At 59.9% G+C, this 22,538-nt stretch carries 22 protein-coding genes; 8 read left to right on the top strand and 14 right to left on the bottom strand.

All coding sequences use genetic code 11. From position 1 onward, the window contains the following. Positions 1-6: 6 nt before the first annotated feature. A complete protein-coding gene (locus B0B52_RS18940) occupies positions 7-396 on the top strand; it encodes a nuclear transport factor 2 family protein (protein ID WP_077595222.1) in 390 nt (129 codons plus the stop codon). Between the two features lie 22 nt (positions 397-418). On the opposite strand, the gene B0B52_RS18935 is transcribed toward B0B52_RS18940, so the two are convergent. The 6 genes from B0B52_RS18935 to B0B52_RS18910 all read right to left on the bottom strand — a co-directional run bounded on the left by B0B52_RS18935 (position 419) and on the right by B0B52_RS18910 (position 6,071). Then, on the bottom strand, positions 419-769 hold the full coding sequence (locus tag B0B52_RS18935) for a hypothetical protein (RefSeq protein ID WP_077595221.1): 351 nt from the start codon (positions 767-769) through the stop codon (positions 419-421). Positions 770-784: 15 nt separating this feature from the next. Next, the gene (locus B0B52_RS18930; RefSeq protein ID WP_077595220.1) at positions 785-1,714 is read right to left on the bottom strand and encodes a hypothetical protein; all 930 of its coding nucleotides are present in this window, start codon (positions 1,712-1,714) and stop codon (positions 785-787) included. Then, on the bottom strand, positions 1,689-2,636 hold the full coding sequence (locus B0B52_RS18925) for a patatin-like phospholipase family protein (protein ID WP_077595219.1): 948 nt from the start codon (positions 2,634-2,636) through the stop codon (positions 1,689-1,691). The genes B0B52_RS18930 and B0B52_RS18925 overlap by 26 nt, the downstream gene beginning before the upstream one ends. A 13-nt stretch (positions 2,637-2,649) precedes the next feature. Beyond that, positions 2,650-3,585 (bottom strand): alpha/beta fold hydrolase, encoded by a 936-nt coding sequence (locus tag B0B52_RS18920; RefSeq protein WP_077595218.1) that lies wholly within the window; start codon positions 3,583-3,585, stop codon positions 2,650-2,652. Between the two features lie 132 nt (positions 3,586-3,717). Beyond that, positions 3,718-5,448, bottom strand: coding sequence for a hybrid sensor histidine kinase/response regulator (locus B0B52_RS18915; protein WP_077595217.1), 1,731 nt, complete (start codon positions 5,446-5,448; stop codon positions 3,718-3,720). Further along, the gene (locus B0B52_RS18910; protein ID WP_077595216.1) at positions 5,445-6,071 is read right to left on the bottom strand and encodes a response regulator transcription factor; all 627 of its coding nucleotides are present in this window, start codon (positions 6,069-6,071) and stop codon (positions 5,445-5,447) included. The genes B0B52_RS18915 and B0B52_RS18910 overlap by 4 nt, the downstream gene beginning before the upstream one ends. Before the next feature lie 359 nt (positions 6,072-6,430). Here B0B52_RS18910 and B0B52_RS22785 point away from each other — a divergent pair, with 359 nt between their 5' ends. Next, entirely contained in the window at positions 6,431-6,553 is a 123-nt protein-coding gene (locus B0B52_RS22785) for a hypothetical protein (RefSeq protein ID WP_256387531.1), read from the top strand. A 48-nt stretch (positions 6,554-6,601) separates the two neighbouring features. Here B0B52_RS22785 and B0B52_RS18905 read toward each other — a convergent pair whose 3' ends face one another. Beyond that, positions 6,602-6,793, bottom strand: a complete 192-nt coding sequence (locus B0B52_RS18905) for a DUF3606 domain-containing protein (RefSeq protein ID WP_077595215.1) — start codon at positions 6,791-6,793, stop codon at positions 6,602-6,604. Positions 6,794-7,062: 269 nt separating this feature from the next. Then, the gene (locus tag B0B52_RS18900; RefSeq protein WP_077595214.1) at positions 7,063-7,812 is read right to left on the bottom strand and encodes an SDR family oxidoreductase; all 750 of its coding nucleotides are present in this window, start codon (positions 7,810-7,812) and stop codon (positions 7,063-7,065) included. 209 nt (positions 7,813-8,021) lie between these two features. Here B0B52_RS18900 and B0B52_RS18895 point away from each other — a divergent pair, with 209 nt between their 5' ends. After that, complete coding sequence (locus B0B52_RS18895; RefSeq protein ID WP_077595213.1) at positions 8,022-9,194, top strand: FAD-binding oxidoreductase; 1,173 nt, start codon at positions 8,022-8,024, stop codon at positions 9,192-9,194. Positions 9,195-9,222: 28 nt separating this feature from the next. On the opposite strand, the gene B0B52_RS18890 is transcribed toward B0B52_RS18895, so the two are convergent. From B0B52_RS18890 to B0B52_RS18875, 3 genes are all read right to left on the bottom strand, one after another. Further along, complete coding sequence (locus tag B0B52_RS18890; RefSeq protein WP_139352012.1) at positions 9,223-11,115, bottom strand: hypothetical protein; 1,893 nt, start codon at positions 11,113-11,115, stop codon at positions 9,223-9,225. A gap of 332 nt (positions 11,116-11,447) precedes the next feature. Next, the gene (locus B0B52_RS18885; protein WP_077595211.1) at positions 11,448-11,801 is read right to left on the bottom strand and encodes a hypothetical protein; all 354 of its coding nucleotides are present in this window, start codon (positions 11,799-11,801) and stop codon (positions 11,448-11,450) included. Between the two features lie 297 nt (positions 11,802-12,098). After that, entirely contained in the window at positions 12,099-12,515 is a 417-nt protein-coding gene (locus B0B52_RS18875) for a DUF4440 domain-containing protein (RefSeq protein WP_139352011.1), read from the bottom strand. A gap of 289 nt (positions 12,516-12,804) precedes the next feature. Between B0B52_RS18875 and B0B52_RS18870 the strand changes: the two genes are divergently transcribed. The 5 genes from B0B52_RS18870 to B0B52_RS18850 all read left to right on the top strand — a co-directional run bounded on the left by B0B52_RS18870 (position 12,805) and on the right by B0B52_RS18850 (position 19,583). Next, positions 12,805-13,662, top strand: coding sequence for a ComEC/Rec2 family competence protein (locus tag B0B52_RS18870; RefSeq protein WP_254425771.1), 858 nt, complete (start codon positions 12,805-12,807; stop codon positions 13,660-13,662). 103 nt (positions 13,663-13,765) lie between these two features. Further along, positions 13,766-14,668, top strand: a complete 903-nt coding sequence (locus tag B0B52_RS18865) for a ComEC/Rec2 family competence protein (RefSeq protein WP_077595208.1) — start codon at positions 13,766-13,768, stop codon at positions 14,666-14,668. 24 nt (positions 14,669-14,692) lie between these two features. Beyond that, positions 14,693-15,772, top strand: a complete 1,080-nt coding sequence (locus B0B52_RS18860; protein ID WP_217349817.1) for a patatin-like phospholipase family protein — start codon at positions 14,693-14,695, stop codon at positions 15,770-15,772. Positions 15,773-16,072: 300 nt separating this feature from the next. Then, complete coding sequence (locus B0B52_RS18855) at positions 16,073-18,802, top strand: polysaccharide deacetylase family protein (protein WP_077595207.1); 2,730 nt, start codon at positions 16,073-16,075, stop codon at positions 18,800-18,802. Between the two features lie 22 nt (positions 18,803-18,824). Next, entirely contained in the window at positions 18,825-19,583 is a 759-nt protein-coding gene (locus tag B0B52_RS18850) for a tRNA-uridine aminocarboxypropyltransferase (protein ID WP_077595206.1), read from the top strand. A gap of 10 nt (positions 19,584-19,593) precedes the next feature. Here B0B52_RS18850 and B0B52_RS18845 read toward each other — a convergent pair whose 3' ends face one another. The 3 genes from B0B52_RS18845 to B0B52_RS18835 form a co-directional block, all read right to left on the bottom strand. Next, the gene (locus tag B0B52_RS18845) at positions 19,594-20,724 is read right to left on the bottom strand and encodes a Fic family protein (protein WP_077595205.1); all 1,131 of its coding nucleotides are present in this window, start codon (positions 20,722-20,724) and stop codon (positions 19,594-19,596) included. A gap of 449 nt (positions 20,725-21,173) precedes the next feature. Further along, positions 21,174-21,542: an RNA-binding protein gene (locus B0B52_RS18840; RefSeq protein ID WP_077595204.1), complete on the bottom strand. Its 369-nt coding sequence runs from the start codon at positions 21,540-21,542 to the stop codon at positions 21,174-21,176. Positions 21,543-21,771: 229 nt separating this feature from the next. Further along, positions 21,772-22,527 (bottom strand): carbonic anhydrase, encoded by a 756-nt coding sequence (locus B0B52_RS18835; RefSeq protein ID WP_077595203.1) that lies wholly within the window; start codon positions 22,525-22,527, stop codon positions 21,772-21,774. Positions 22,528-22,538 lie beyond the last annotated feature (11 nt).

Genomic DNA, 22,538 nt, shown 5'->3' with positions numbered 1-22,538 from the left:
ACAACCATGAAGCAGGAGAACCCGCAGATCCATTCCGGCAAGCCCGGCGATGAAGCGCAGCTCACCAGGCTGAACCAGGAATTCATCACCGCCGTCAAAACGTCCAACATGGCCTGGTTTGAGAACCACCTCGCCCCGGATTTTCTCAACAGCAACGCCGACGGCTCGCTGTCTGGTCGGGCCGAATTTCTGAAGCGGGCCGCATTGCCCATTCAGGTCGGTGACTTCGCTGTCCACGATGTTCTTGTTCGGCTTTTTGGCGAAACCGCCATCGTTCATGGCAGAACGACTTTTACGCAGGCCGACGGGCAGGCCGGCAAAGGGCGCTACACCGACGTCTGGGCTCAACAATCGAATCGCTGGGTGTGTGTTGCAGCAGATGTATCGCGGGGCTGACTGGCGCCCCGAAGCATGCGCTTCAGTCGGCACTGTCCAGCAGGCCGAGTAGAAAGACCGCACCCAGACGGCCGGCGCCGGCCGCCTGGGCCAGCAGTGTCGTGGCACGCGCAAGGTCGGCCTTGCCTGCCCGGACACCGGCGCCAGACCCCCGAAGCAATATGAACCCCGCGCGTTCGGCCGCCTCGGCATTTCCAGCAGCGGCAAGCTGCTCGTAGATCAGCAGCGCACGTTCGGACTCCCCTTGGTAATAGGCGCGGTGCGCCTCCTCGAGGGCTTTGGACGCCTCACTGCTGGCAAAGCCGGGACCAGCAAAAGCGAAGGCCAGCACGGCAGAGATGATTGTTTTTTGGAGGATTGTTGAATTGAACATAAAAATATTTCCGGTTTAGCTCATCAGCGAGCTCAGGGCCGACTGGATGCGCTGCCATTGATCGGCGGTGATCATCTGGACAAGCAGCTCGCGAAACCTGGCTTGCTGCACGCCGGAGACGATGTATTGCCAACGGTACGCATCCAGCAGGCCGGCGGCCAGCTTGTCGAGCTGCGCCTGCGGCACACGCCGCCCGCAGGTGACCACGAAATAGTGTGCGTCGGCATGCGACTGTTTCTGCAAGATGCCGTCGATCGCACCTACCAGGCCAATCAGCCCATCCACCGCCTCATCGCGCTCCTGCGGCGTAATGCGCGCGTTCTCACGCTCCCACTCCAGCACGTCCAGAATGGCGTGCTGCGACTCCTCCTGCCAGTGGAACAGGAATACGTCCTTGTACAGCTCCGAGAGATGGTCGTCAGGCTCGATGCTCTGGCGGTAGTGGGTCTGGGTGAACAGCTCGATGTGGCAGGTCAGCGCCAGCACCGACCAGGTGGGGGCCTGCAGCACCTGCGCGGCCACCTCGTTGGCGGTGGGCAGGAATTCATAGCCCGGAGGCATTCCTGCGGCGGCCAGGCGTTCAATCCGGCGAAACAGCTCCTGGTGCTTGAGTTCCTCATCGGTGAAGCGTACCAACGCTTCCAGCGCCACCTGGTCGCCAAACCAGTGGTCGCGGGTGATTTCCAGCATCTTGATGCCGATGAAGCGTTCGACCAGACCGAACATGTTGGCATAGGTCCGCCCCTGGATCTGGCTCAGGTGGACCTGCTCGGCCGGTTGCAGAAAGTCCAGCCGGCTGATGCGCGAGAGCCCGTCGGGCAGGAAGTGTTTCGAAAAATCGAAAACCCGTCCGCGAATCACGTCGCGGCCAATGTCCCAGCGAACGCGTGTGGACGCCGCAATGCAGCGGGCATAGTTTTCAGTGTGCGTGGTAGTGAAAGTCATTTTTCTCAATGGCATGGGTTGGTGGTTGAAAAGCAAAAAGAGGCAACGTGGGCGACGACTCGGCCTGCTCAAGCGCGGCAAAAATATCCGTCAGGCGTGCCTGCACAGCACGCCTGCCGGCCTCGAAGAGATACGGCATGGCCGAGGTTTCCCACAGGCCGACATGACGGTCCAGACCCAGCTCGAGGCCGATCACCGTCTGCCCGGCCGCGCGCGCCGCGTCGATGCGCGCCTGCATCAGGTTGTTGATCAGTGTGGTGCTGGTCTGGGCCACCAACCGCGACAGGCGATCGACGCGGCGCGGCATGGCGCCTCTAAAGCCCAGCGTCACCACCACCTGGGCATCGGTCACGGCAGAAAGCGGCAAGGGGTTTGAAAGAACGCCGTCGACCAGGCGCTGGCCACGAATTTCGACGCTGGGAAAAATAATAGGCACCGCCATGCTGGCCCGCAGCGAATCGACGACGCTGCCGTGCGTCAGCACCACCGGCTGGCCGCTGGCGGCGTCCGTGGCCGCCACGCGCAACGGCGTTTCAAGCTGCTCCAGCTGGCGGTCCCCAAAGGCTCGGGCAATGCGCTGGACGATCAGCCGGTCGTCGCGCAGCGCAAACCCAGCACCAAAGCCCGCCAGTCTGGGCACCAGCAACTGCACATAGGCGCGCCAGCGGCGCTGCTGCGTCAGCTCGGCCGACCACAGGGCTGTCGCCGCACGAAGGGCCTGATCGCCCTGCATGCCCATTGCAATCTGTGCGCCGAACAAGGCACCAGAACTGCAGCCGGCAATCAGGTCGGGCCGTATGCCCTCTTGCGCCAACCGTTGCGCAACACCGAGCGCGGCAACGCTGCGGACACCGCCACTGCCCAGCACAAAAGCCAGCCGGTGGGCGCGGGGACGCATGGGTAAAAAATTCGGGTGTTGCATGACGCGCTCCTATTTATTCCACCTGCTGGTGCGAGACAAACGCCACCACATCCCTGATGACCTCAGGGTGGCGCACCACGCGGTGGTGTCCAAGACCACTGGTCGCCTTGAACTGCGCGTCCTTGAGCGCGGTCACCAGCGCGAGGCTGTGGTCAAAAGGAATCTCCTGGTCGTCCTCGTCATGAACGAACAGCATCGGAAATCCGGCCTGCCGGGCCATGTCCACCACCGACATGCGGCTCCACTTCAGCCGGCCGCCATACAGGTTCGCCATCATCTGGCGCATGCGATCGAGCACCGCCGGGGTCAGGCCGACGTGCTCCGCAAACATTTGCAGAAACCAGTTGCAGTGGTTGAAGGAGCTGATGAGCACCATCTTGCCGGTCACCACGCCCCAGTCCCTGGCGGCATACATCGCCATGGCCGCGCCAAAAGAGTGGCCGATCACGCAGTGCAGCGGCCCCACATGCCGGGCCACAACGGCCACCGCGTTGGCAAACTGCACCAGGTCGGTTGCGCCGCCCGAGGATTTTCCGTGCGCGGGCGCATCGAAGGCAACAACACGGAACCCCGCGTCCACCAGCGGGCCGATCATCCGGCCCATGTGTGTGGCGTGCGAACCCCAGCCATGAACCATCAGAATCGCCGGGCCCTCGCCCCATTCATAGACAGCCAGCTTGTTTTTCCCCGCCGGCAAGCGCTGCATCCGCGCCCGCTTGCGGATGGCGATGTGCCGCTCGCTCAGAGCCGGGCGCGGCGGCCTGGCCAGCTGCGCATAAGCCAGGTGTGCAGCCAGGCCAGGCGTGAAGCGGCAAAGCACGCGGTAGAAATGACGCACGATGCCGATGCCGCGCGTTTGCGCGAAGCGCCCGACACGCGGCGGTTGTGACAGCATCACCGCTTGGGGCGTGCCGGAATAATTGGTTTCCGGGGAAAACTGGTAGCTCATGGTCGTTCCTCTGGGCAACGGGAGCGCGCGGATGCGCGCAATCCATGCCGGCGAATTTACCGACGCCGCAAAGAAACGAACACGTGAAATTAGTCATACCCGAGGCACGCGCCGGCTGCGAGCGCGCGGCAACTACAGGTTCTGCAGGGCAGAGAGCAGTTGTGGCGGGGAAACGGGTTTGGTGAGCAGCAACAGCTGATGCTGCTGCGCCGCCTCACGCAACGCGGCGTTGGTCTCGCCGCTGATCAGCAGCACTTTCTTGCCAATATCGCGCATGGCAAGCGCAACATCCAGCCCCGACGCGCTGTGGGGAAGCCGGGCATCGCAAATGGCGACGTCCCCGTATTCGGCCTCGCGAAAAGCCTCTGCCGCAGTTTCCACGTGCCGCACACGCAAACCCCATGAAGTCAGCAGTTCGCGGGTGGCGCCTGCCACCAGCGAGTCGTCTTCGACCAACAACACGTTGCGCATGGCCAGCACGGGTACAAAGTGACCGGTCTGCGGCAGAAGCTCGCCAGGGCCGGTGTCCAGGCGATGCTCCACACCGTCCGCCGCCTCTGTCGCCGCCGGTGGGTTGGCCCGCGGCAACGTGATCGTCATGCAGCAACCCCGACCGAGCGCGGAGCGAACCTCGATGTTGCCATTCATCAGCAAGGCAAAACGCTTGGCAATCGCCAGCCCCAGTCCCAGCCCGTGCTGCCTGTCGCGGGCATCGTTATCAATCTGCACGAACTCCTCGAAAATCCTCTCCTGCGCGCTCTGCGCAATGCCGACACCGCTGTCGCGCACCTGCAGCCGCCAGTGCCCGCCCCCATTGCGCAGCACCACCAGCACCGAGCCACCCGGCGGCGAGAACTTGATGGCGTTGTCCAGCAAGTTCGACAACATGCGGATGAGCATGAGCCCGTCCGCCATCGCGAAGGCGCCCGGCCTGACCAGCGCCACCACACGCACACCGGCCGCCTCGGCGACAGCACTGTGCTGCATGACCAGGCTGGTGACGAGCGGCGCGATCTCGGTCGGTTGCAGGTCGGCCTTCACCACACCCGAGTCCATGCGCGTCAGGTCCAGCACCTGCGAGAGCAGGCCATCCAGGGCCCGCCAGGACTGGTTGATACCTTCCACGGCGCGCAGGGCGGCCCGGTCCTGCGCGTTCTGTGCCAGGGCGTGCAAAGGCGCCAGGTACAACCCGATAGCGTGCACCGGCTGGCGCAGATCGTGGCTGACCGCCGCAAAAAAGCGGGACTTGCTCAGCCCCATGGCGGCCACCGCGTTCGTCGCAGCCTCGGCGCGCCGGCGCTGCTCGTACTGGTGCAGCACGCTGCTTTCCTGCGCGCGCGAGAGGAACACCATGGTGATGGTCATGAAAATTCCACCAATACCCATCAGCATCAGCAGGGTGTTGTCGGCCGCGCCTTCCACGATGAAGCGTATCGAAGTCGGCAGCACCGCCAGGCACAGGGCGATGGTCGTGCGCATCAGGTCGCCCGTGAGGCGCACCGCAATCAAGGTGGCGTTGCCCAGGAGGTAACTCATCAGCACCGCCTGAATCGGCACGTTGCCCGGCACATAGAGAAAGTAGCAGGCGCTGCCGACGTAAGACATCAGCACCCACATGTAGATGCGGTAAATGCGTCGGCGCTGCAGCCTGGGCCGTGCTCTGAAGGAGGGGCGGTTGACATGCCACCACCGGAACATGCCTAACCCGGCAATGATCGCGAACCAGGCAAAGGGCTGCTGCCAGGGCAACGCCGTTGCGAACATCAGCGCGCACAGCAATTCGCAGAGGCGCAGCGCCCAGAGCGACGCTATCGTGTGTGCGCTGTCTTCAGGGTCTGGCCGCTCATCCCTGGCCGGCGTCATAGGCTCTCGGAGTCAAGCTGCGCCGCCTGCGTGCGGTTGGACACGTTGAGCGCCTTGAAGATTTCGCTCATGTAGTTTTTCACGGTGCCTTCCGTGATGCCCAGGGTGCTGGCAATCAGCTTGTTGCTCATGCCCAGGCGCAGCAGCTGGCGCACCTCCTCCATGCGCGGCGTGAGAAGCAGCTCCGGGCGTTTGGTGTCGGCCACACGCAGCGCGAACGGCAGCTTGATGCCCTGCATGGCGGCTTCGATGGCCGCGCAGATCTGTTCAGAGGGCGCGCTTTTGGACACGAAGGCGTGAACGGTCGAAATCTCCAGCGTGCGCCGTACCACGTCCGGGGAGGTCAGCGCCGAAATCACCACCAGCGGCAGCGAAGGGCACAAACGCGCCAGCTCCACAAGCCGGAAGCCCCTTTCCATGCCCGGCATGTTCAGGTCGACCAGGGCCACGCTCGCCAGCGGTCTGGCGCAGGCCGCCTGCATCAACGAGTCGCCATCGTCCGCTTCCACGAATTGCACGTCCCCCAGTACGCCGGCAACCAGGCCACGGATGCCATCTCGCACAAGTGCGTGGTCGTCTGCGATCAGGACAAACATGTCCTGCTTGTTTGAGAGGCCATTCAATTCTTCACTCCAGTAACGTGCCGACCCGGCAACGCTGCCTGACGCGGCAGCACACCGCAGGTACCACAATTAATACGAACATGGCGATATGCATCGCCAGGACCGACCAGCAGGAACCATCTTCCCATCCACAAAACTTACCAGTCTGGAGGATTGCGCGCGCCAAGCCTAGTGTGCGATTGGTACTCGCCAAATGCCAATTTTTACCGTGCCAAGGCGCCACATTTCACAGCGTGTGGCGCCTGAGCCGGCCCGCCACAGGCACGCGAGCGGCCCAGCATTACAACCCCGTTGGGGCCGGGTATAAGGATAAGGGCGAGGCTGGCACTTTCGAGGTGCCAGTTTTTCATCATGGAAAGGTGCCAGTTTTATCGGGGAGGACGATAGAACCGGGCAGGACCGGGCTGGCCAGCATTGCCGCGCTGCTGGTGCTGGGTGCGCTGGCGTTTAGTTTCCTGCCCAAGCCGCCCAGGCAAGCCTGAGGAAACCAAACCGGGGGCGGCGCAATCGCCCGGCGTTCCGATGGTCGGTCAGTGCGTTATTTTGCTGTGGCGCAGGCGCGCCTGCACCGCGGCAACGTTGGTACCCGCTGCTGTAACGGCGGCCTTGAGCTGCTCGGCCGAGCATTGGAATTTTTCTGTCCAATAGCGCAGCTCGTAAGGTTCGTGAACGTTGACACGTGAACTGTCAGCAGGGCCGCGCCTGGTGGTGTCGCCGGGCATGGGTGCTCCTCTTTTCGAAATGGGTACGAACAAGATGTCGATGCCCCAACATACCCCCCATGCTGGCCCCCGCGCGTCAGACACGGCCCCACACGCCTGTGGGCATGGGCGGTTTTCCGGCACGTCTTTGGCATGCCAAAGAAAATTTCCGCTATCTTATTAATAGCTATTGGCACCCGAATTAAAAGGGCCAGAGCTCGATTTGACTTGCAAATCTTCGCTCCGGCACCTCAAACGCCTCCCCACGGCCTACCGCCTGGGCAATGACGCTACAGCGCGCTCATCCCGCCGTCCAGCACCAGCTCGCTGCCCACTGAAAAGCTCGCCTCGTCGGACGCCAGGAACACCGCCGCCTTGGCGATTTCATCTGCGGTACCAAAACGCTGCGCCGGCACCTGCGCCAGAATCGAGTCGGCCATTTGCTGCAGTTCTTGCGGCGGCATGCCCAGCTTGCCGTAGATCGGGGTGGTCACCGGCCCCGGGCTCAGGGCGTTGACGCGAATGCCGCGCGTGATCAGCTCGCCAGAAAGCGTACGCGCCAGCGAAGCCAGCCCCGCCTTGGTCGCGGCGTAAACGCTGGAGGTCGGCATGCCAATGTGCGCAACCACCGACGCCGTCAACACCACAGAAGCCGGGTTGGCAAACACCGGCAGCAGAGCCTGCATCAGAAACAGCGGTCCTTTGAGATTGACCGCCATGAGGCGCTCGAACGTCGCTTCGTCCCACTGCTCCAGCGGCCGGAAGATGCCGATGCCCGCATTCAGAAAGGCCACGTCCAGCTGCCCAAAAACGTCGGCCACCTGCTGTGCCAGCCTGGCTTGCGCCTGCACATCGCCCGCGTCAATCTTGAGGACGTGCACCTCGGCGCCCAGCTCCTGCCGGGCTTGTGCCAGCGTGTCGTCGTTAAAACCGGTCACCACCAGCCGTGCGCCCTCCGCCAGAAACTGTTTGGCCGTGGCCAAGCCGATGCCGGTGGTTCCGCCGGTGATGAGCGCGCGTTTGTTTTGAAGTCTGTTCATGAAAGTCCTGTGGTGTTGTAAATGATGAAAGGCCGCTACGCCCCGACACACAAGAGTAGGTTTTCACCGGCCCCGGGGCTCGCCGCTTCCGGACCTGTCCTCCAATGAGTTGGCCCACGGCGTCCGCCATGACTAAGCAGCACAACCGACGGCCCTTCCGACACCGTTAGGATGAGCCCCATGCAAGCAGATGCGGGAGCAGACACCAGATGAGCCAAACCGGGCAGAAAATCGTCATCGTCGGTGGCGGGGTGATAGGCAGCGCGATTGCTTACTTTCTGGCGTCACACGCACGCTTTCACGGCGAGATCACCGTGGTCGAGCGTGACCCTACTTATGCGCAGGCCTCTTCGGCGCTGTCGGCCAGCTCCATACGCCAGCAGTTCTCGCAGCCGGTCAACATTGCAATCTCGCAGTTCGGCATCGGCTTTTTGCGCAACATCAAGCAGCACCTGGCGGTGGATGGCGACGTGCCCGACATCGGTTTGACCGAGCGCGGCTACCTTTACCTGGCCACCGAAGCCGGCGCCGCCACCCTGCGCGAGAACCACGCCATTCAGCGCGCGCACGGCGTCAAAGTTGCGCTGTTGGATCCGGCCGCGCTGCAGCAGCGTTTTCCGTGGCTGCGGGTGGACGACCTGGCATTGGCGTCGTTGGGCCTGGAGGGCGAAGGCTGGTTCGATGGCTACGGTTTGCTCATGGCCTTCAAGCACAAGGCGCGCAGCCTGGGCGTGCAGTACGTCAAGGCGCACGCCACCGGCTTCGCGCACAGCCAGGGCCGCGTGAGCGCGGTCACGCTCGAAGGCGGCGCCAGCTTGCCCTGCGACTGGGCAGTGAATGCCGCAGGCGCCTGGGCCAGGCCGCTGCTGGCCGGCACCGGGCTGGACTTGCCGGTGTACGGCCGCAGGCGCTGCGTGTATGGGTTTTCAAGCCCCGCCAAAACGCCCGACTGCCCGCTGGTGATCGACCCGAGCGGCCTGTGGTTCAGGCCCGAAGGCGAAATGTGGATCTGCGGCCTGCCGCCCGCGCAAGACGACAACGACCTGCCACTGGACGTAGACCACGCCCTGTTCGACGAAGCCTGGCTCACGCTGGCCAACCGCGTGCCCGGCTTTGAAGCCCTGCGCCAGCAACGCGCCTGGGCCGGCTACTACGAATACAACACGCACGACCACAACGCGCTGCTCGGCCCGCACCCGGCCTTGGCCAACCTGCTGCTGGCCAACGGCTTCAGCGGTCACGGCCTGCAGCAGGCGCCCGCAGTGGGGCGTGGCTTGGCCGAGTGGATTTGCGAGGGCGCCTACACCAGCCTGGACTTGTCGCCGCTCGCGGTGCAGCGGCTGGTGGAGGGGCGGGCCTTGCTGGAGAAGAACGTCATTTGATGTTTCGCACCTTCATCAGCGCAGCCAATCAAGGACTCGTAAAGCGCTTCTTGAGATGCTCCACCACCTTGTCGGCTATGGCGGAGTGTGCCTGTGCCGAGGGATGAAATGCCCCGGAGACAGGCAGGAATGACGATCCTGAATACACGCCCATCACAACATCATCGGGTGTGCGAAACCATCGCGCGGTGGGCGCGTAGTGGTTGTATTCAGAAGGCTTGAAGTTCCGTACCCAGTTGCCTGAGGACAGTTTGGGCATCGCCAGCTCAAGCTCCTTGTTCTTGTCGTACGCGCACAGGCCGTGCTTTTTCATGGCTTCAACATGCCCGTCAACCACATTCCATTTGTTGCGGCTTGGTTGGATGGCATCTTGCAGCGGCACGATCATGTTTGTCTGGGCGTTCTCGGACTCCCATTTCGTCAGGTTGGCTTTTCTCTGGACCTTCTCCAGGGTATCCATGCCATCAAACTTCGATTTGGCACATAAGGTTCCGTTCTGGTCCTGCATCGGGTTGGGGTACTGGATTTGATAGACCTTCTCTGGCGGCACGCCCAGCGCAGCAAACCCTGCGTTAAGTGCTGTGTAACGGGTCTGCAGCTTGTCGTAAAAAGGAACTTCGGCTATTCCGTCGATGCGGGCTCTGGCCTGCAATGGTGTTCTAACCATTTTTTTACGCTTCGGCTTGATCGCCCAATCTACAAAAGGAATATGTGTTCCCACGATGCCAACGGCGTCGAAGATCACGGGGCCAAAGAACACGTCATTTCCGCCAAACGTGAAAAGCACGCCGTCAATCTCACGCGTCCGGTCTGCCTTGAGGCATCCCACAGCTGCGCCTTTCATCCCGCTCTTCGTCCCCTTTATATGCTCGACCGTGTCGATGCTGTTCCCGCTGCCACCGGGTTTCTTTTCGCAAAGGGCTTCTCGTGCTGCCACAAACTGGGAACGCTGAACGGGCACCCCCAACGAGTCTGCACCGCTCTTAAGTTGCGCGGAATAAAAACCGTCCGAAATTTCTGCCCCCGTGCACGCCCACGACGCAACCCTGACCACCATGTGCGGGTCATCTGCAGCAAGCTTGGCCGCGGCAAGAATCGGCCACGAGAGCACCGACCGGTGGCATCTTCTGTCTTGCCAATTGGGTTTTCTTTTCAGCTCATGAGGAGAATTCAGCCAGGTAACGCCTGACAAGGCCTCTCCGGTTGGGGCATTTGTGGGGTGATTTGTGTGAATGGCTGGCACATCCGGATTGGATTCGCCGGAAGCAAACGAGTCACCAAAAGCAAAAAGAAGAATGTCACGGACCTGAATGTTTTCCGTAAGCGAAGGCACACCCGGAATACCTTCGACCACCAGTGCCTGTGGTTCTGTCGTGCGCGGCACTCTAATGACCACACGGACACCGCAATCTGCCGAAACACCCGGAAGGCTACCGAGTTTGAACACGCATTTTCCCGGCGGCGCGGGCTTTATCTGTACGTAGATGTCGTGGCTCGTTGGCAGCTTGAACAGCTCTGGGTCGTATGTTTCTGTGCACGGATTCCAGAGCGTCTTGAACTCCTGCTTACCCGACTTGCCTTTGCACCCCCCTTTGTGTGAATAAACATAGTCAGAAGTGAGAGGCTCCAGCAGATCCGGCCTGGACGCAAGGGTTTGGGTTGCCCATTCAAGCATAGGTTTACCAGCTGACAATTTCAGAATTTCCGGCAATGCACTCTCGGATCTGAACAAAGGGAATCTGTTTTTCACTTCCCAGACGATTCGCGGACGCACCTCCTGTCCAACAGGCGCTGGCTGCGCTGCCACCGTTCCGGTGATTCCAATCGCTGCGACGAAAAGAAACAGGGACTTGAGAGTTTTCTGCAGCACCTTGGCTGCGCCCTCGCCAATTTGCGCAGCCACACAAGACAGATGTTTCATTGCAAGTCCCTTTTTACCAATCCACAAAGCACACATTAGAAAATGTAGGCCGAGTTGATCAACGCCGCCTCCCATGAACACGGGGGCGGCCCAAGTAAAAAAGTCACCGGGAATGTCAGCGCCTCTTCGTACGGTCAGAACAATCGGCAGAGGAAGCTGGCACGGCGGGCTGCGCCTTTCGAATCCCGGTCCAATAGGCGACGGCGTCGCCCGCCGCCATGTCAAGAACCTCCGGCTCGGTCGTGCTGCCCGGCTCAAACCTGCCGGCGACAGCATCGCTTCGGTCAGGGTGCAAACCGGAAGGGCACGGCTGCAAGCGCCCCCCCGGGGCTTCAGGGCGACTCAGCGCCTGCGCCGGGAGCGCCGGCACGCCGTGTGCCCGGCAGGTAGTAGGCATCGGCCACGTAGGCCGGGCCCTTCATGACCCAGATGATCACGCAGACCAAGCAGAGGGCGGCGATCAGCCACAGCGCGGTGCCGGCCAAGCCCAGCATCAGGAAGTCGAACACCTGCAGCTGCCGGTCCTGCGCCTCGCCAGGCTCTCCAGCCCACAGCCGCGCCAGCAGTGACACCATTGCAGGAAGCGCAATGGCCGCCACCAGCAGACGCGGGATCTGGCGCAATATCCGGCACTCCAGGCCATACGGGGAGCGCTGCGCGCCAGGAAGCTTGTGAAACCAGTTCATGAGCTCACCGTAGCCACGCGGCGATGCCGGTGTGTCAGCGCACGCCTGCACCGGCTGTGAGACGAGCCGCCAAACCAGTACAACGGCAACAACGCGCAGGGCGCCGCTTATTCCTTGTCGAGCCGGCTGCGCTCGACCGCGCGCTCTTTCTGCACCGCCGATCCAGAAACCAGGCCAAGAAGGGCAGCAAGACCATGGAGCCCGGAATCGCCCAGATGAACAAGTAGGGCCAGACCGCAGGCGCAACGCCCCCCGAGGAGGGAAAGGAGCTACACGCAGTGAAAGCCGTGGGAGGCCTTAGTGTTTCGGCTCAGTCAGTGGATCCGCATGCCGGTGCACCAGCTTCCACGAGTCGCCTTCACGGCGAAACACTTCGGTCACACGCAGCTTGTTCGCCACGGGCTCTGGCTCACCCTTCATGCGGGCCTGCGCCTTTTGAATGCCTGTCCAGTACGCGACGGTGTCGCCCGCCGCCATGTCAAGAACCTCCAGCTCGGTCGTGCTGCCCGGCTCAAACCTGCCGGCATCTTGCTGGTAACGCGACCACACTTCCTTCGTGCCCTTCACCACCCCGCCGCCCGGGCTCATGAAGGTGGCCGGTGATTCCTGCGCCACGACACGGCCCAACGGCCCCGAATCGCCACTGACATACGCTGCCGCGACTTGCTGCCGCTCTTTCATGAAGGTTTTGAAATCTTGCTGCTGCTTGCTCATCTTGGGTCTCCTAAATGGACCAAGGTAAGCCTGACGCGAAAGCAGCGGCGTAGGACAAGGGATGAAGGGGAAAGCGGAGAAGTCTCGGACCGCGTTGGGTGTTCTGTAAATATTTAACTGCAAAACTCAGCTAGCCGAATACGTCGTTCCAGCTGGTCGCCTGATCAATCCCCCCTAAATAGAGGAGAGGGTATTTAGACGTAACTTTTTGTCCGTTTGAGTTCAGAATGCTTGCGGGCGTGATTCGACAAACTAATTTAGTAATCAGGGGCGCGGGATGGCTGGGGAAATGATTCTTCGAATTTGCGACGTCGAACATGGCGCGTGCGCACTGTTATCTCACCGCGAGAACGGCGTTCTGGGTCGGTTGGCCATGATTGATTCTGGGCACGCTCAAGATTGGCGACCAAGCACACATATTCGATACGTTCTCAGGCGTACTCAGCTCGACTACCTCTTCATTACCAATGCAGATTTAGATCACATGAGCGATCTAAACAGCCTATGGGAAATGGGCATTCATGTGGCTTCTCTGACGCGTAACCCGCATCCAACGCCCGCCATTCTTCGAGCTATCAAGCTACAGAGTGGTTCGCTGGGCCCGGACATTGAGCGATTTCTCAGTATTCATGAGACCTACAACAGCCCTATTCCGGAGCCTTTTGACACTCATATGGGAAGGATCACTTTTACCTCCTTCTTTAACTCTTACCCTGCGTTCCAGGACACAAACAACCTTAGCCTTGTCATATTTTTTGAGTATCAGGGTTTCAAGATCCTTTTCCCGGGAGATCTTGAAGCTGCAGGATGGTTGGCTCTACTGACCCGCGACGATTTTCGGGCGGCATTGCAAGGTGTGGACGTTCTCGTTGCCTCACATCACGGACGGGAGAATGGATACAGCGAAGAATTGTTTAAATACTGCCAACCGCGAGCAATCATCATGTCCGATAAAGCCATACAGCATGAGACTCAAAAAATGGCTGGGACCTATAGAGCCCGCGTTGTCGAAAATTTCCCTGACGGGGTATTGGTTAGAACCACGATGAAGCGCCGACACGTGCTTACTACACGAAGAGACGGGCACATAGAAATTACTGTGTCCGCCAATGGGGATTTCACTATTGATACAGAGTACCTTGGGTGAGATATCGAAGCACTTGAACGTGAGATGAAATCTCATTAGAAAACTCTCGCTCATCAAGAGTTAGTCGCATGAAATTTTAGAAAAAATGCCAAATGGAGGCACCATGTCAGTGATAAAAAGTTTTTCTGTGGGACTGGGCGATATGTTCTATCTGAAACATGACAATGATAATTTTTCTATTATTGATTGCGACTTGAGCAACGAAAACGCAGATCGAATAATTCAAGAACTCAAAACCGCAAAGGCGAATAAAAAGATCTCACGGTTTATCTGTACTCATCCTGACGATGATCATTTTGGAGGCATAGAGCTGTTAGATGATGCAATCCCCATTGTCAATTTTTACGTTGTCAAGAATCAAGCGATTAAAGATTCTGACTCAGACTCATTTAATCGATATTGCAAACTTCGTGACAGCGATAGGGCGTTTTACATCGAAAAAGGTTCAAAGCGAAAATGGATGAATATTGGTGACGATGAACGTGGCATGTCCGGCATTTCAATTCTTTGGCCTGACCTCTCGAACGAGCACTTTAAAAAAGCCTTGGCGTCCTGCGATGCGGGGGAAAGCTTTAACAATACTTCCGCAGTGATTAGATACCAAATAGGTAATACAAGTTTTCTATGGCTTGGTGATTTAGAAACAGATTTCATGGAAAAAATAGTTGGCAGTATTGAGCTGAAAAAAACAACTATTGTGTTTGCCTCGCATCATGGGAGAACCTCCGGAAAAATTCCCAATTCATGGCTTGAGAAGCTAGACCCTCAAGTAATAGTAATTGGAGAGGCGCCTTCAAGGCATCTGCATTACTACACCGGATACCAGACCATTACGCAAAACAGCGCGGGAGATATCACAATGGATTCGGACGGCAAGAAAGTTCACTTCTACGTTTCCAATGAAAGCTTCAAGTGGCCGGAGCTAGAGCAATACGGTCAATCCAAATTTTCGAACTACATCGGAAGTATCACCGCTGAAACTGAATACACACTGCAGACACGTTGACTGTTTCGCCGCGAGATCCAACAGTTGACCAAAGAAAACTCATCTTCTCAGCTTGCGCTTGTTCTGTCGGGCGGGGGGGTGCGGGCGATGATTTTTCATCTAGGCCTTCTTCGATACCTGGCAGAGAAAAGGCTGTTGGGAGATGTGAGTCGTATATCCACTGTCTCAGGTGGCAGTTTGCTAGTTGGATTGATTTTGCAAGAGGCTGGAATGCGATGGCCAGATTCTGAGGAATTTCAAACATCCATCTATCCGACCCTTAGGCACAAGCTCTGTGCGCTCAGCTTGCAGTACGGTGCGGCACGCCAGCTGCTTCTGCCATGGAACTGGCGCTTCATACTATCGCGAGCAAATCTCCTCGCAGCGGCACTCCGTGAAGAGTGGGATGTAAAGAGTGCTCTCGCAGACCTCCCGGAAACACCAGAATGGTCTATCAATGGCACTACCGCAGAGAACGGAAAACGTTTCCGTTTCAAACGAGAAAGTATTGGAGACTATTCCCTTGGCTACGCTACGCCGGGTAACTTTCCATTGGCTTCTGCTCTCGCAGTATCTGCAGCATTTCCCGGCGCATTTGGGCCGTTGTCTCTAAATACAAACAAGTTTTTGTGGAAGAAACGTACTAGTTGGGGAGCACCTGTTGAAGCTGCCGAAGTGGTTCAACTTGGCTTTAAGAGGTTGCATATTTACGATGGAGGGGTTTACGACAATCTTGGCCTTGAGCCCTTTTTTGATCAGGGTAAGTGCCTTTCTAAGCATTCGAACATTTTCATATTGGTGTCAGATGCGGGAGCGCCGCTCACCGTGGGATTTGATCGAAATGCACTAAATCCGTGGAGGCTTAAGCGAGTCAACGACATCATGTCTGAGCAGGCAAGAGCGCTTAGAGTTAGGGCGTTTATGCACTATCTTCAGAAAGATAGAGACAACGGCGCATACGTATATATAGGTAGCCCGGCTAGTTCCAGCGAGCTTATTAATGGCTTGCAACCCGCAGACTTCCCTACGACGCTTCGCCGCGTTACTGAGAATGAGTTTGACCTACTCTCAGGGCATGGCTATCAAGTCGGCCGTTCAGCATTGGTGGGGCTGGCGGCCATTTAAGTAAGCACAGCTTCCGGCATCTAGAAGAAGTAGTGTGTTCCCGAGTTGCGTTTCCCTATTGTCATCGTACTGAGCCTCTCGTGTCTCCATCCGATTCACTTGTGTATCAATTGATGCACCTCGCAGGTCAACTCCATCAGCATCAACTTGATACTTAAGCTACCCAGGATAACCGCTGCCTTTTTTCAGTCGCCAGCATCAAAGTTCTCTTCGATCAGCCCCACGGCTACGGCTAGCTCCAACACGCCGAATGGTAGATTCGGCAAAAGCCCGGCCCAGGGCTGAATAAAAAAGCAACTCATGAACAAAAAAACAAAGATCGCCTTCGCTGTTGCCGGAGGAGCCCTGTTGCTGGTGGTGGCCACCGCCATCGTCATTTCTGTTGACGCACGCAACAGCAAGAAAAACGCACCACCGGTTCCTAATGTTCTGGCCGCCACGCCACCCGACACCAGCAAAATCCTGACGGGCATGCAAGACCTGCTGGCCAGCTACCGAAAAATCATTGTGCTGTTTGCTGATGAGAAAAAGCTGGGTGCAGGCGAGCGGGCCATGGCCAACCAGGTGGGGCAGGGGCTTTTTCATGACAACCGTGCGCGCGCGGCCGAGATTGAAGCGCAACTGGCGGCGCTGGTGGCTTCTGGCAACCCGCAGCGCTTTGATGCGATTGCCGGCCTGCTGGACTATGTGGAAAGCGACCGTAGCCTTTTTGATGCTGACCGGTTGGCTTTTAGGGAGCTGCTGCGTAGCCTGCAAACCAGTGTGGCGGCTGATTCGTCATTACCGGCCATCAAGCTGCACAAGCGCATTGGCGAAGACCTGGATGCGCTGGTGGAGATTGAGCGTAATTACGAGAAGGAAATTCGCCTGGTGTTTGGCCGCTTTGAGCCGCGCGCGATTGAGCTGAAGCGTGAGCGCTGGGAAGACTATGTAGCCAGCCTGAAGAAGCGCTACACGCGTGAGCAGATTTTGAAAGACTTTGGCGTGGTGATGCCTTACGCGCTGCCCAAGCCCCCCACGCGCAAAGGCAAGAACGAGGAAGACGGCGAGGTGTTTGGCTACAGCCTGCCGCCCAAGACCATCGTGCTGACGTTTGACGACGGCCCGCACGGCACCTACACCAACGAGATTGCGGCCATTCTGAAGCAGTACAGCGTGCCGGGCATCTTCTTTCAGGTGGGCAGCAACCTGGGCACGGTAGCGGCCGACGGCAAAACCAAGCTGGGGCCGCGCGCAGACATCAGCCGCAAGCTGATGGAGGCGGGCCACACGCTGGCCAACCACAGCATGACGCATGCGCAGCTTTCCAAGCTCAATGGCGCGGGGCTCAAATCTGAAATGCTGGGCACCGACGAGTTGCTGAAAGCGGTGGATGCGCGGCGCTCGCCGCTTTTTCGCTTTCCGTATGGCGCGCGCAATGACGAAGGGCTGGACGTGCTGTCAGCCGCGCACCTGCGCTCTGTCATGTGGAACATTGACTCGCTGGACTGGGCCGACCCCGTGCCCAGCTCCATCGTGGAGCGGGTGCTGAAGTCTGTTGAAAAGGAAGGCCGCGGCATTGTGCTGTTTCATGACATTCATGAGCGCACAGTGAAGGCGCTGCCGGCCATTCTGGAGCGCCTGGTGGCCGACGGCTACCAGTTTGCCAGCTGGGACGGAACCGGCTTTACCGTGGCCAAGGGCGCGGGCGTGGCGCCCGCCCCGCAGGCGGCCAACCCGGGCTACAGCGATTCATGGGCCATTGTGATTGGCATTGACGGCTACGCCAGCTGGCCCAAGCTGCAGTACGCGGTGCGTGATGCGCGTGCCATTCGTGAAACGTTGATCCAGCGCTTTGGCTTTGCCACCGACCACGTGATCTCTCTGGAGAACCGCGAGGCCACGCGCACCGGCATATTGGCCGCCTTTCATGACAAGCTGGCGCACAGCGGCATGAAGAAGAACGACCGCTTGTTTGTGTTTTTTGCCGGGCACGGCGCCACACGGCAGCTGAGCTCGGGCCGCGATTTGGGCTACATCATTCCGGCAGATTCAGACCCGAACAAGATTGCCACCGACGCGGTGCCGATGACGGAGCTGCAGAACATTGCTGAAAGCCTGACGGCCAAGCATGTGCTGTTTGTGATGGACGCCTGCTACAGCGGGCTGGGCCTGACGCGCGGCGCGGGCTCTGGCAACTTTCTGCGTGACAACGCCAAACGCCTGGGCCGGCAGATGCTGACGGCCGGCGGCGCCGACCAGCTGGTGGCCGACGGCGGGCCGAACGGGCACTCGGTTTTTACCTGGACGCTGCTGCAGGCCATGGGCGGCAAGGCCGATTTGAACGGTGACGGCTTGATCACCGCCACCGAGCTGGCCGCGTATGTGGCGCCGGCTGTGGCGTCCGTTTCGCGGCAGACGCCGGCCTTTGGCAGCCTGCCGGGCTCGGAAGGCGGCGACTTTGTGTTTGCGCTGCCGGTAGAGGCCGAGTTTTTGAGCGTGCAGACAAGCCAGCTGTCTGGCGACGCGATTGCGCTGAACAGCAAGCTGGACGCCACGCGCCCGCCTGCTGCCGCGCCCACAGCCGGCAGCGATGCACCGGTGGCCGCGCCACCCACGGCAACGGTGGTGGTGAAAGACCTGCAGGGAGGCGAACAGAAGATCACCACGCCGCTGGCGGTGCCCAGCTCGGCACGGCAACTGGCCCAGCGCGCCAATGACCGCGGCCTGCAGCTCTACAAGGAAAAGCTTTATGCCGAGGCCGAGGCCCAGTTCACCGAAGCACTGAAGCTGCGCCCCGACTTTGCGCTGGCCGCCAACAACCTGGGTTTTGTTTATTTCAAGCAAGACAAGTTCAAGGAAGCGGCGCGCTGGTTTGAGAACACCGTGAAGATGGACCCGTCACGCGCGATTGCCTACCTGAACCTGGGCGACGCCCATGCCCGCGCGGGCGATGGCGACAAGGCGAAGAAGGCGTTTCGCAATTACCTGGAGCTGGCACCGAACGGGACGGGCGCAGCCCATGCGAAACAGCAGCTTGAGAAGGTTTGATGCGGCTGACGGCACTTCGCCCATGACCCACGCCGTTTCTCTTCTGCGCACCGCGCGCCTGGCGCGCGCCTCCAAGCCCTTTCTGGCCCGCGGCGGCCCGCGCAATGTGCGCTGCGCCGGTTGCCGGCTGATCCCCAGCCACTGCATGTGCGCCTTGCGCCCCGTGGTGCCCACGCGTGCGGGCGTGTGCCTGGTCATGGCGGACATCGAACCACTGAAACCCAGCAACACGGGCTGGCTGATTGCTGATGTAGTGGCAGACACGTTTGCGTTTGGGTGGGCGCGCACAGAGGTAGACCCTGCCTTGCTTGCCCTGCTGGCTGACCCGCAGTGGCAGCCGTACCTGGTGTTTCCCGGGGAGTTTGTGGCGGCGGAGCGGGTGGTGACGGATGTGTTGCCTGCCGATGTTGCAGCGGGCGCGGTAAACAAGCGCCCGTTGTTTGTGTTGCTCGACGCCACCTGGCCTGAGGCACGAAAGATGTTTCGCAAGAGCCCTTACCTGAATCACTTGCCTGTGCTGAGTCTGCAGAGCGAGCAGCTCTCCCGCTATAAGCTGCGCCGCTCGCAGCGCGACGAACACTTTTGCACGTCTGAAGTAGCGGCCCTGTGCCTGGAGCTGGCCGGTGAAACGCTTGCTGCGCAAACGCTGGAGGCTTACCTGGATGTGTTTACCAATCACTACTTGCAAGCCAAGCAGCAGTTACCGGTGGACATGGAAGACGCTGCGCACGTGCGTTTGCGCGGCTTGCGTTTGCAGTCGGGTATTGGCGCTGGACGCTAACAAGCAGCGTCTACTTGACGCACAACTCATACCCCGTGCTGCGCCCCCCACCCTTCAGCCTGCGCAGCACGCCGCGCGCCAGCAGGTCGTTGATATCGCGCAGCGCTGTGTCGGCGGAACATTTGCCAATGGCGGCCCACTTGGCGTTGGTGAGCTTGCCTTCAAAGCCGTCCAACACACGATTCAGTACTTTGGTTTGGCGCTCGTTCATGGGCGTGCCTGCCCAGCGTTGCCAGAACTGGGCCTTGTCCAGCACACCGGCCAGCGTGGCGTCTGCGCCCTGCACGGCGCGCAGCAGGCAGCCCAGAAACCAGCTGAGCCAGGGCGTGACGTCCAGCGGGCCTTTTTGCGTGGCCTCCAGCTGGTCGTAATAGTCTTTGCGCTCTCGCTGTATCTGGGCGCTAAAGCTGTAAAAGCGCCGGCTGGTGCCTTCGGCGCGGGCGAGTGCCATGTCGCCCGCGGCGCGGCTGACGCGGCCGTTGCCGTCGTCAAACGGGTGCAACGTGACCAGCCACAGATGAGCCAGCCCGGCCTTGATGAGTGCGTCCCCCACCGGGGCTGCGTTGAACCACCTCAGGAAGGCTTCGGTTTGTGCTGGCAAGATGTTGGCCGGTGGCGCCTGAAAATGCACGCGCTCGCGGCCCACTGGGCCGGACACCACCTGCATGGGGCCACTGGCGTCGTTGCGCCATGCGGCCACGGTAATGCGCACCCTGCCGCTGTAGCCGGTGGGGAACAAGGCTGCATGCCAGCCAAACAGGCGTTCACTGGTCAACGGCTGGTCAAAGTTGCGTGTGGCGTCCAGCACCACATCCACCACGCCGTCTACATGCCGGTCGCTCGGAGCCAAGGCGCCGATATCCAGGCCCAGCCTGCGGGCGATGGACGAACGCACGGCGTCCAGGCTGAGCCGCTCGCCTTCAATCTCGCTGGTTTTGATGACCTCCTGGGTCAACACCTGCAGGGTGGCTTGCTCGCGCTCCGCCAAACCCAACTCGGCCATACGCCCCATGAGTTCGCCTTGCGCCCGATGCACCTGCGCCAATTGCGCGGCCAAGGCAGCAAGGTCAAACTGGAGCTGCGGCCAGTTGGGTAGCTGCCAGATATAGCGTGGGTTATGAGGAGCACGAGGTCTGGCCATGCGGGGATTATGAAGCATATTCACCGCATTTAATACGGTGAATGAGCCTGAAATACGGCTCAAATTGCTCGCCAACCCGCCGAAACGTCCAAATTGCCCCTTGCTTTCATCGTAGCGATGGCCACGTCGTGAACATTCGCAAAGGAGTAAGAGCCATCGCTAACGATCGGCCTTCGTCCCTTTTTAATCAAACAGGGGAATGATGTGGCAGGGACGTAGTTTGTCCCCGATCCGTAGAACTATCCGTAGCGCAGCGGCGCCAGACATTCATCGCCGAGTCTCGTGTTTGAAGATGTGCGCGTACGGTCATTGCGATTCTTCGGGGAACCGCCCCTCCAAAGAAAAAGGCTTCGGAACCGAAGTTTCGAAGCCTTTGACGCTTTACTCAGCGCAGGGCTGAGGTAGCTGGTTTGCTACGGCATTTCTGCCGTTGGCTGGGGTTGCAGGGCTTAGTAGCCGCCGCGGCCACCGCCGCCGCCGCCATAACCGCCACCGCCGGAACGGTCGCCGCCGCCGTAACCGCCGCCACCACCACCACCGCCGAAGCCGCCGCTACGTGGAGGACGTGCCTCCATCGGACGGGCTTCGTTCACGGTGATGCTGCGACCACCAAGAGATTGGCCGTTCATGCCGGCGATAGCTGCTTGAGCTTCGGCATCGTTGCCCATTTCCACAAAGCCGAAGCCTTTGGAGCGACCGGTGTCGCGTTCCATCATGACCTTGGCGCTGGTGACAGCACCGTATTGGCCGAAAGACTGTTGCAGATCTTCGTCGCGCACTGTGTAAGGCAGATTGCCGACGTAAAGTTTATTGCCCATGGGGACTCCTCAAAAAACACATAAAACAAAAGCGATGGGGTCCCGAAAGCACAACAAACCTGAGAAGTACCGCCGTAGCGCGCGAAACTGACCGATCACTAACCTGTCTGGATGGAAATCCACCCAAACAGTTGAATTATGCGCCAATAAGCCTCAAACAGGCTTGAAAGGGCAAACCCGGGGGTCCGCCTGGGAATAAACCCAGTGACGGCCCAGCGCCCTGAACGGGCTATTGCGAGATGCGCACCACGCGGCCATTCAGGGGTTGAACGGGCCGCGCGTTGGCCGGGTAAAGCTGGCGAAAACGGCGAATGGCCCCCGCCGAAACCTTGACAGGCTGCGTCAGCACCATCCAGTGCACGCCCTCGGAGCAAGGCGGCGTTGTCAGAGAGCCCTCAAAGTCCCAATAACGCCGCTCGGTGGGCAACAGGCCCGCCAAGTCGAGCTCAAGGCCGTCAACGGTCAACGTCTCGCCGGCTTGCCGCGGCAGGTGCGACAGGACCGTGTCGAATCCGGTGGAGGCTTTGCCCGGCTGGATCAGCGCGGCCACGACGGCCAGCTTGCCTTCTTCACTGCGGTGAACGAAATGCGCCACCATGGCGCTCGGCTTGCCCTGCACCTTCTCCTCGCTCGGCGTGTGGAAATGGAACTGCAAAAGATCGTAGCGTTGCCCGGCAATGGTCAGGAACTGGCCTTTTGGCACATTGACCTGGATGGTGTGGCCATTGTTCACGATGGACGGCGCCACGCGGCCGTATGAAAACTCCAGCGCGGGCAACTGTGCTGCCTGGGCGTTGCGAATGTCGATGGGTGATTGCACCTGGCCTTTGGCGCAAGATTCGTACGCCGGCTCGATGTCGCCCCAGTGGGTGGCGCCGTGCTTACCGCGATAGTCCCAATGCGCCGCCGGAGCAGCGAAAGACGCGGACGCGCACAGGGCGGACACGAGGATGGAGCAAGAGGCAAGGGCGCGGGAAAGTTTCATGGTTAAGAACT

The organism is Polaromonas sp. A23 (assembly GCF_002001015.1).
Classification (GTDB): Bacteria; Pseudomonadota; Gammaproteobacteria; order Burkholderiales; family Burkholderiaceae_C; genus Polaromonas.
Note: the sequence above shows the minus strand (reverse complement) of the source record. Positions and strands in the feature narration are given on the sequence as shown.

Bases quoted from the DNA above. Each gene is read 5' to 3' on its own strand.
- B0B52_RS18915 (WP_077595217.1), bottom strand. From the start codon at position 5,448: ATGACGCCGGCCAGGGATGAGCGGCCAGACCCTGAAGACAGCGCACAC.
- B0B52_RS18865 (WP_077595208.1), top strand. From the start codon at position 13,766: ATGTCAGTGATAAAAAGTTTTTCTGTGGGACTGGGCGATATGTTCTAT.
- B0B52_RS18875 (WP_139352011.1), bottom strand. From the start codon at position 12,515: ATGAGCAAGCAGCAGCAAGATTTCAAAACCTTCATGAAAGAGCGGCAG.
- B0B52_RS18900 (WP_077595214.1), bottom strand. From the start codon at position 7,812: ATGAACAGACTTCAAAACAAACGCGCGCTCATCACCGGCGGAACCACC.
- B0B52_RS18925 (WP_077595219.1), bottom strand. From the start codon at position 2,636: ATGCAACACCCGAATTTTTTACCCATGCGTCCCCGCGCCCACCGGCTG.
- B0B52_RS18885 (WP_077595211.1), bottom strand. From the start codon at position 11,801: ATGAACTGGTTTCACAAGCTTCCTGGCGCGCAGCGCTCCCCGTATGGC.
- B0B52_RS18920 (WP_077595218.1), bottom strand. From the start codon at position 3,585: ATGAGCTACCAGTTTTCCCCGGAAACCAATTATTCCGGCACGCCCCAA.
- B0B52_RS18870 (WP_254425771.1), top strand. From the start codon at position 12,805: ATGATTCTTCGAATTTGCGACGTCGAACATGGCGCGTGCGCACTGTTA.
- B0B52_RS18930 (WP_077595220.1), bottom strand. From the start codon at position 1,714: ATGACTTTCACTACCACGCACACTGAAAACTATGCCCGCTGCATTGCG.
- B0B52_RS18935 (WP_077595221.1), bottom strand. From the start codon at position 769: ATGTTCAATTCAACAATCCTCCAAAAAACAATCATCTCTGCCGTGCTG.
- B0B52_RS18850 (WP_077595206.1), top strand. From the start codon at position 18,825: ATGACCCACGCCGTTTCTCTTCTGCGCACCGCGCGCCTGGCGCGCGCC.
- B0B52_RS18890 (WP_139352012.1), bottom strand. From the start codon at position 11,115: ATGAAACATCTGTCTTGTGTGGCTGCGCAAATTGGCGAGGGCGCAGCC.
- B0B52_RS18845 (WP_077595205.1), bottom strand. From the start codon at position 20,724: ATGGCCAGACCTCGTGCTCCTCATAACCCACGCTATATCTGGCAGCTA.
- B0B52_RS18940 (WP_077595222.1), top strand. From the start codon at position 7: ATGAAGCAGGAGAACCCGCAGATCCATTCCGGCAAGCCCGGCGATGAA.
- B0B52_RS18895 (WP_077595213.1), top strand. From the start codon at position 8,022: ATGAGCCAAACCGGGCAGAAAATCGTCATCGTCGGTGGCGGGGTGATA.
- B0B52_RS18835 (WP_077595203.1), bottom strand. From the start codon at position 22,527: ATGAAACTTTCCCGCGCCCTTGCCTCTTGCTCCATCCTCGTGTCCGCC.
- B0B52_RS18855 (WP_077595207.1), top strand. From the start codon at position 16,073: ATGAACAAAAAAACAAAGATCGCCTTCGCTGTTGCCGGAGGAGCCCTG.
- B0B52_RS18905 (WP_077595215.1), bottom strand. From the start codon at position 6,793: ATGCCCGGCGACACCACCAGGCGCGGCCCTGCTGACAGTTCACGTGTC.
- B0B52_RS18840 (WP_077595204.1), bottom strand. From the start codon at position 21,542: ATGGGCAATAAACTTTACGTCGGCAATCTGCCTTACACAGTGCGCGAC.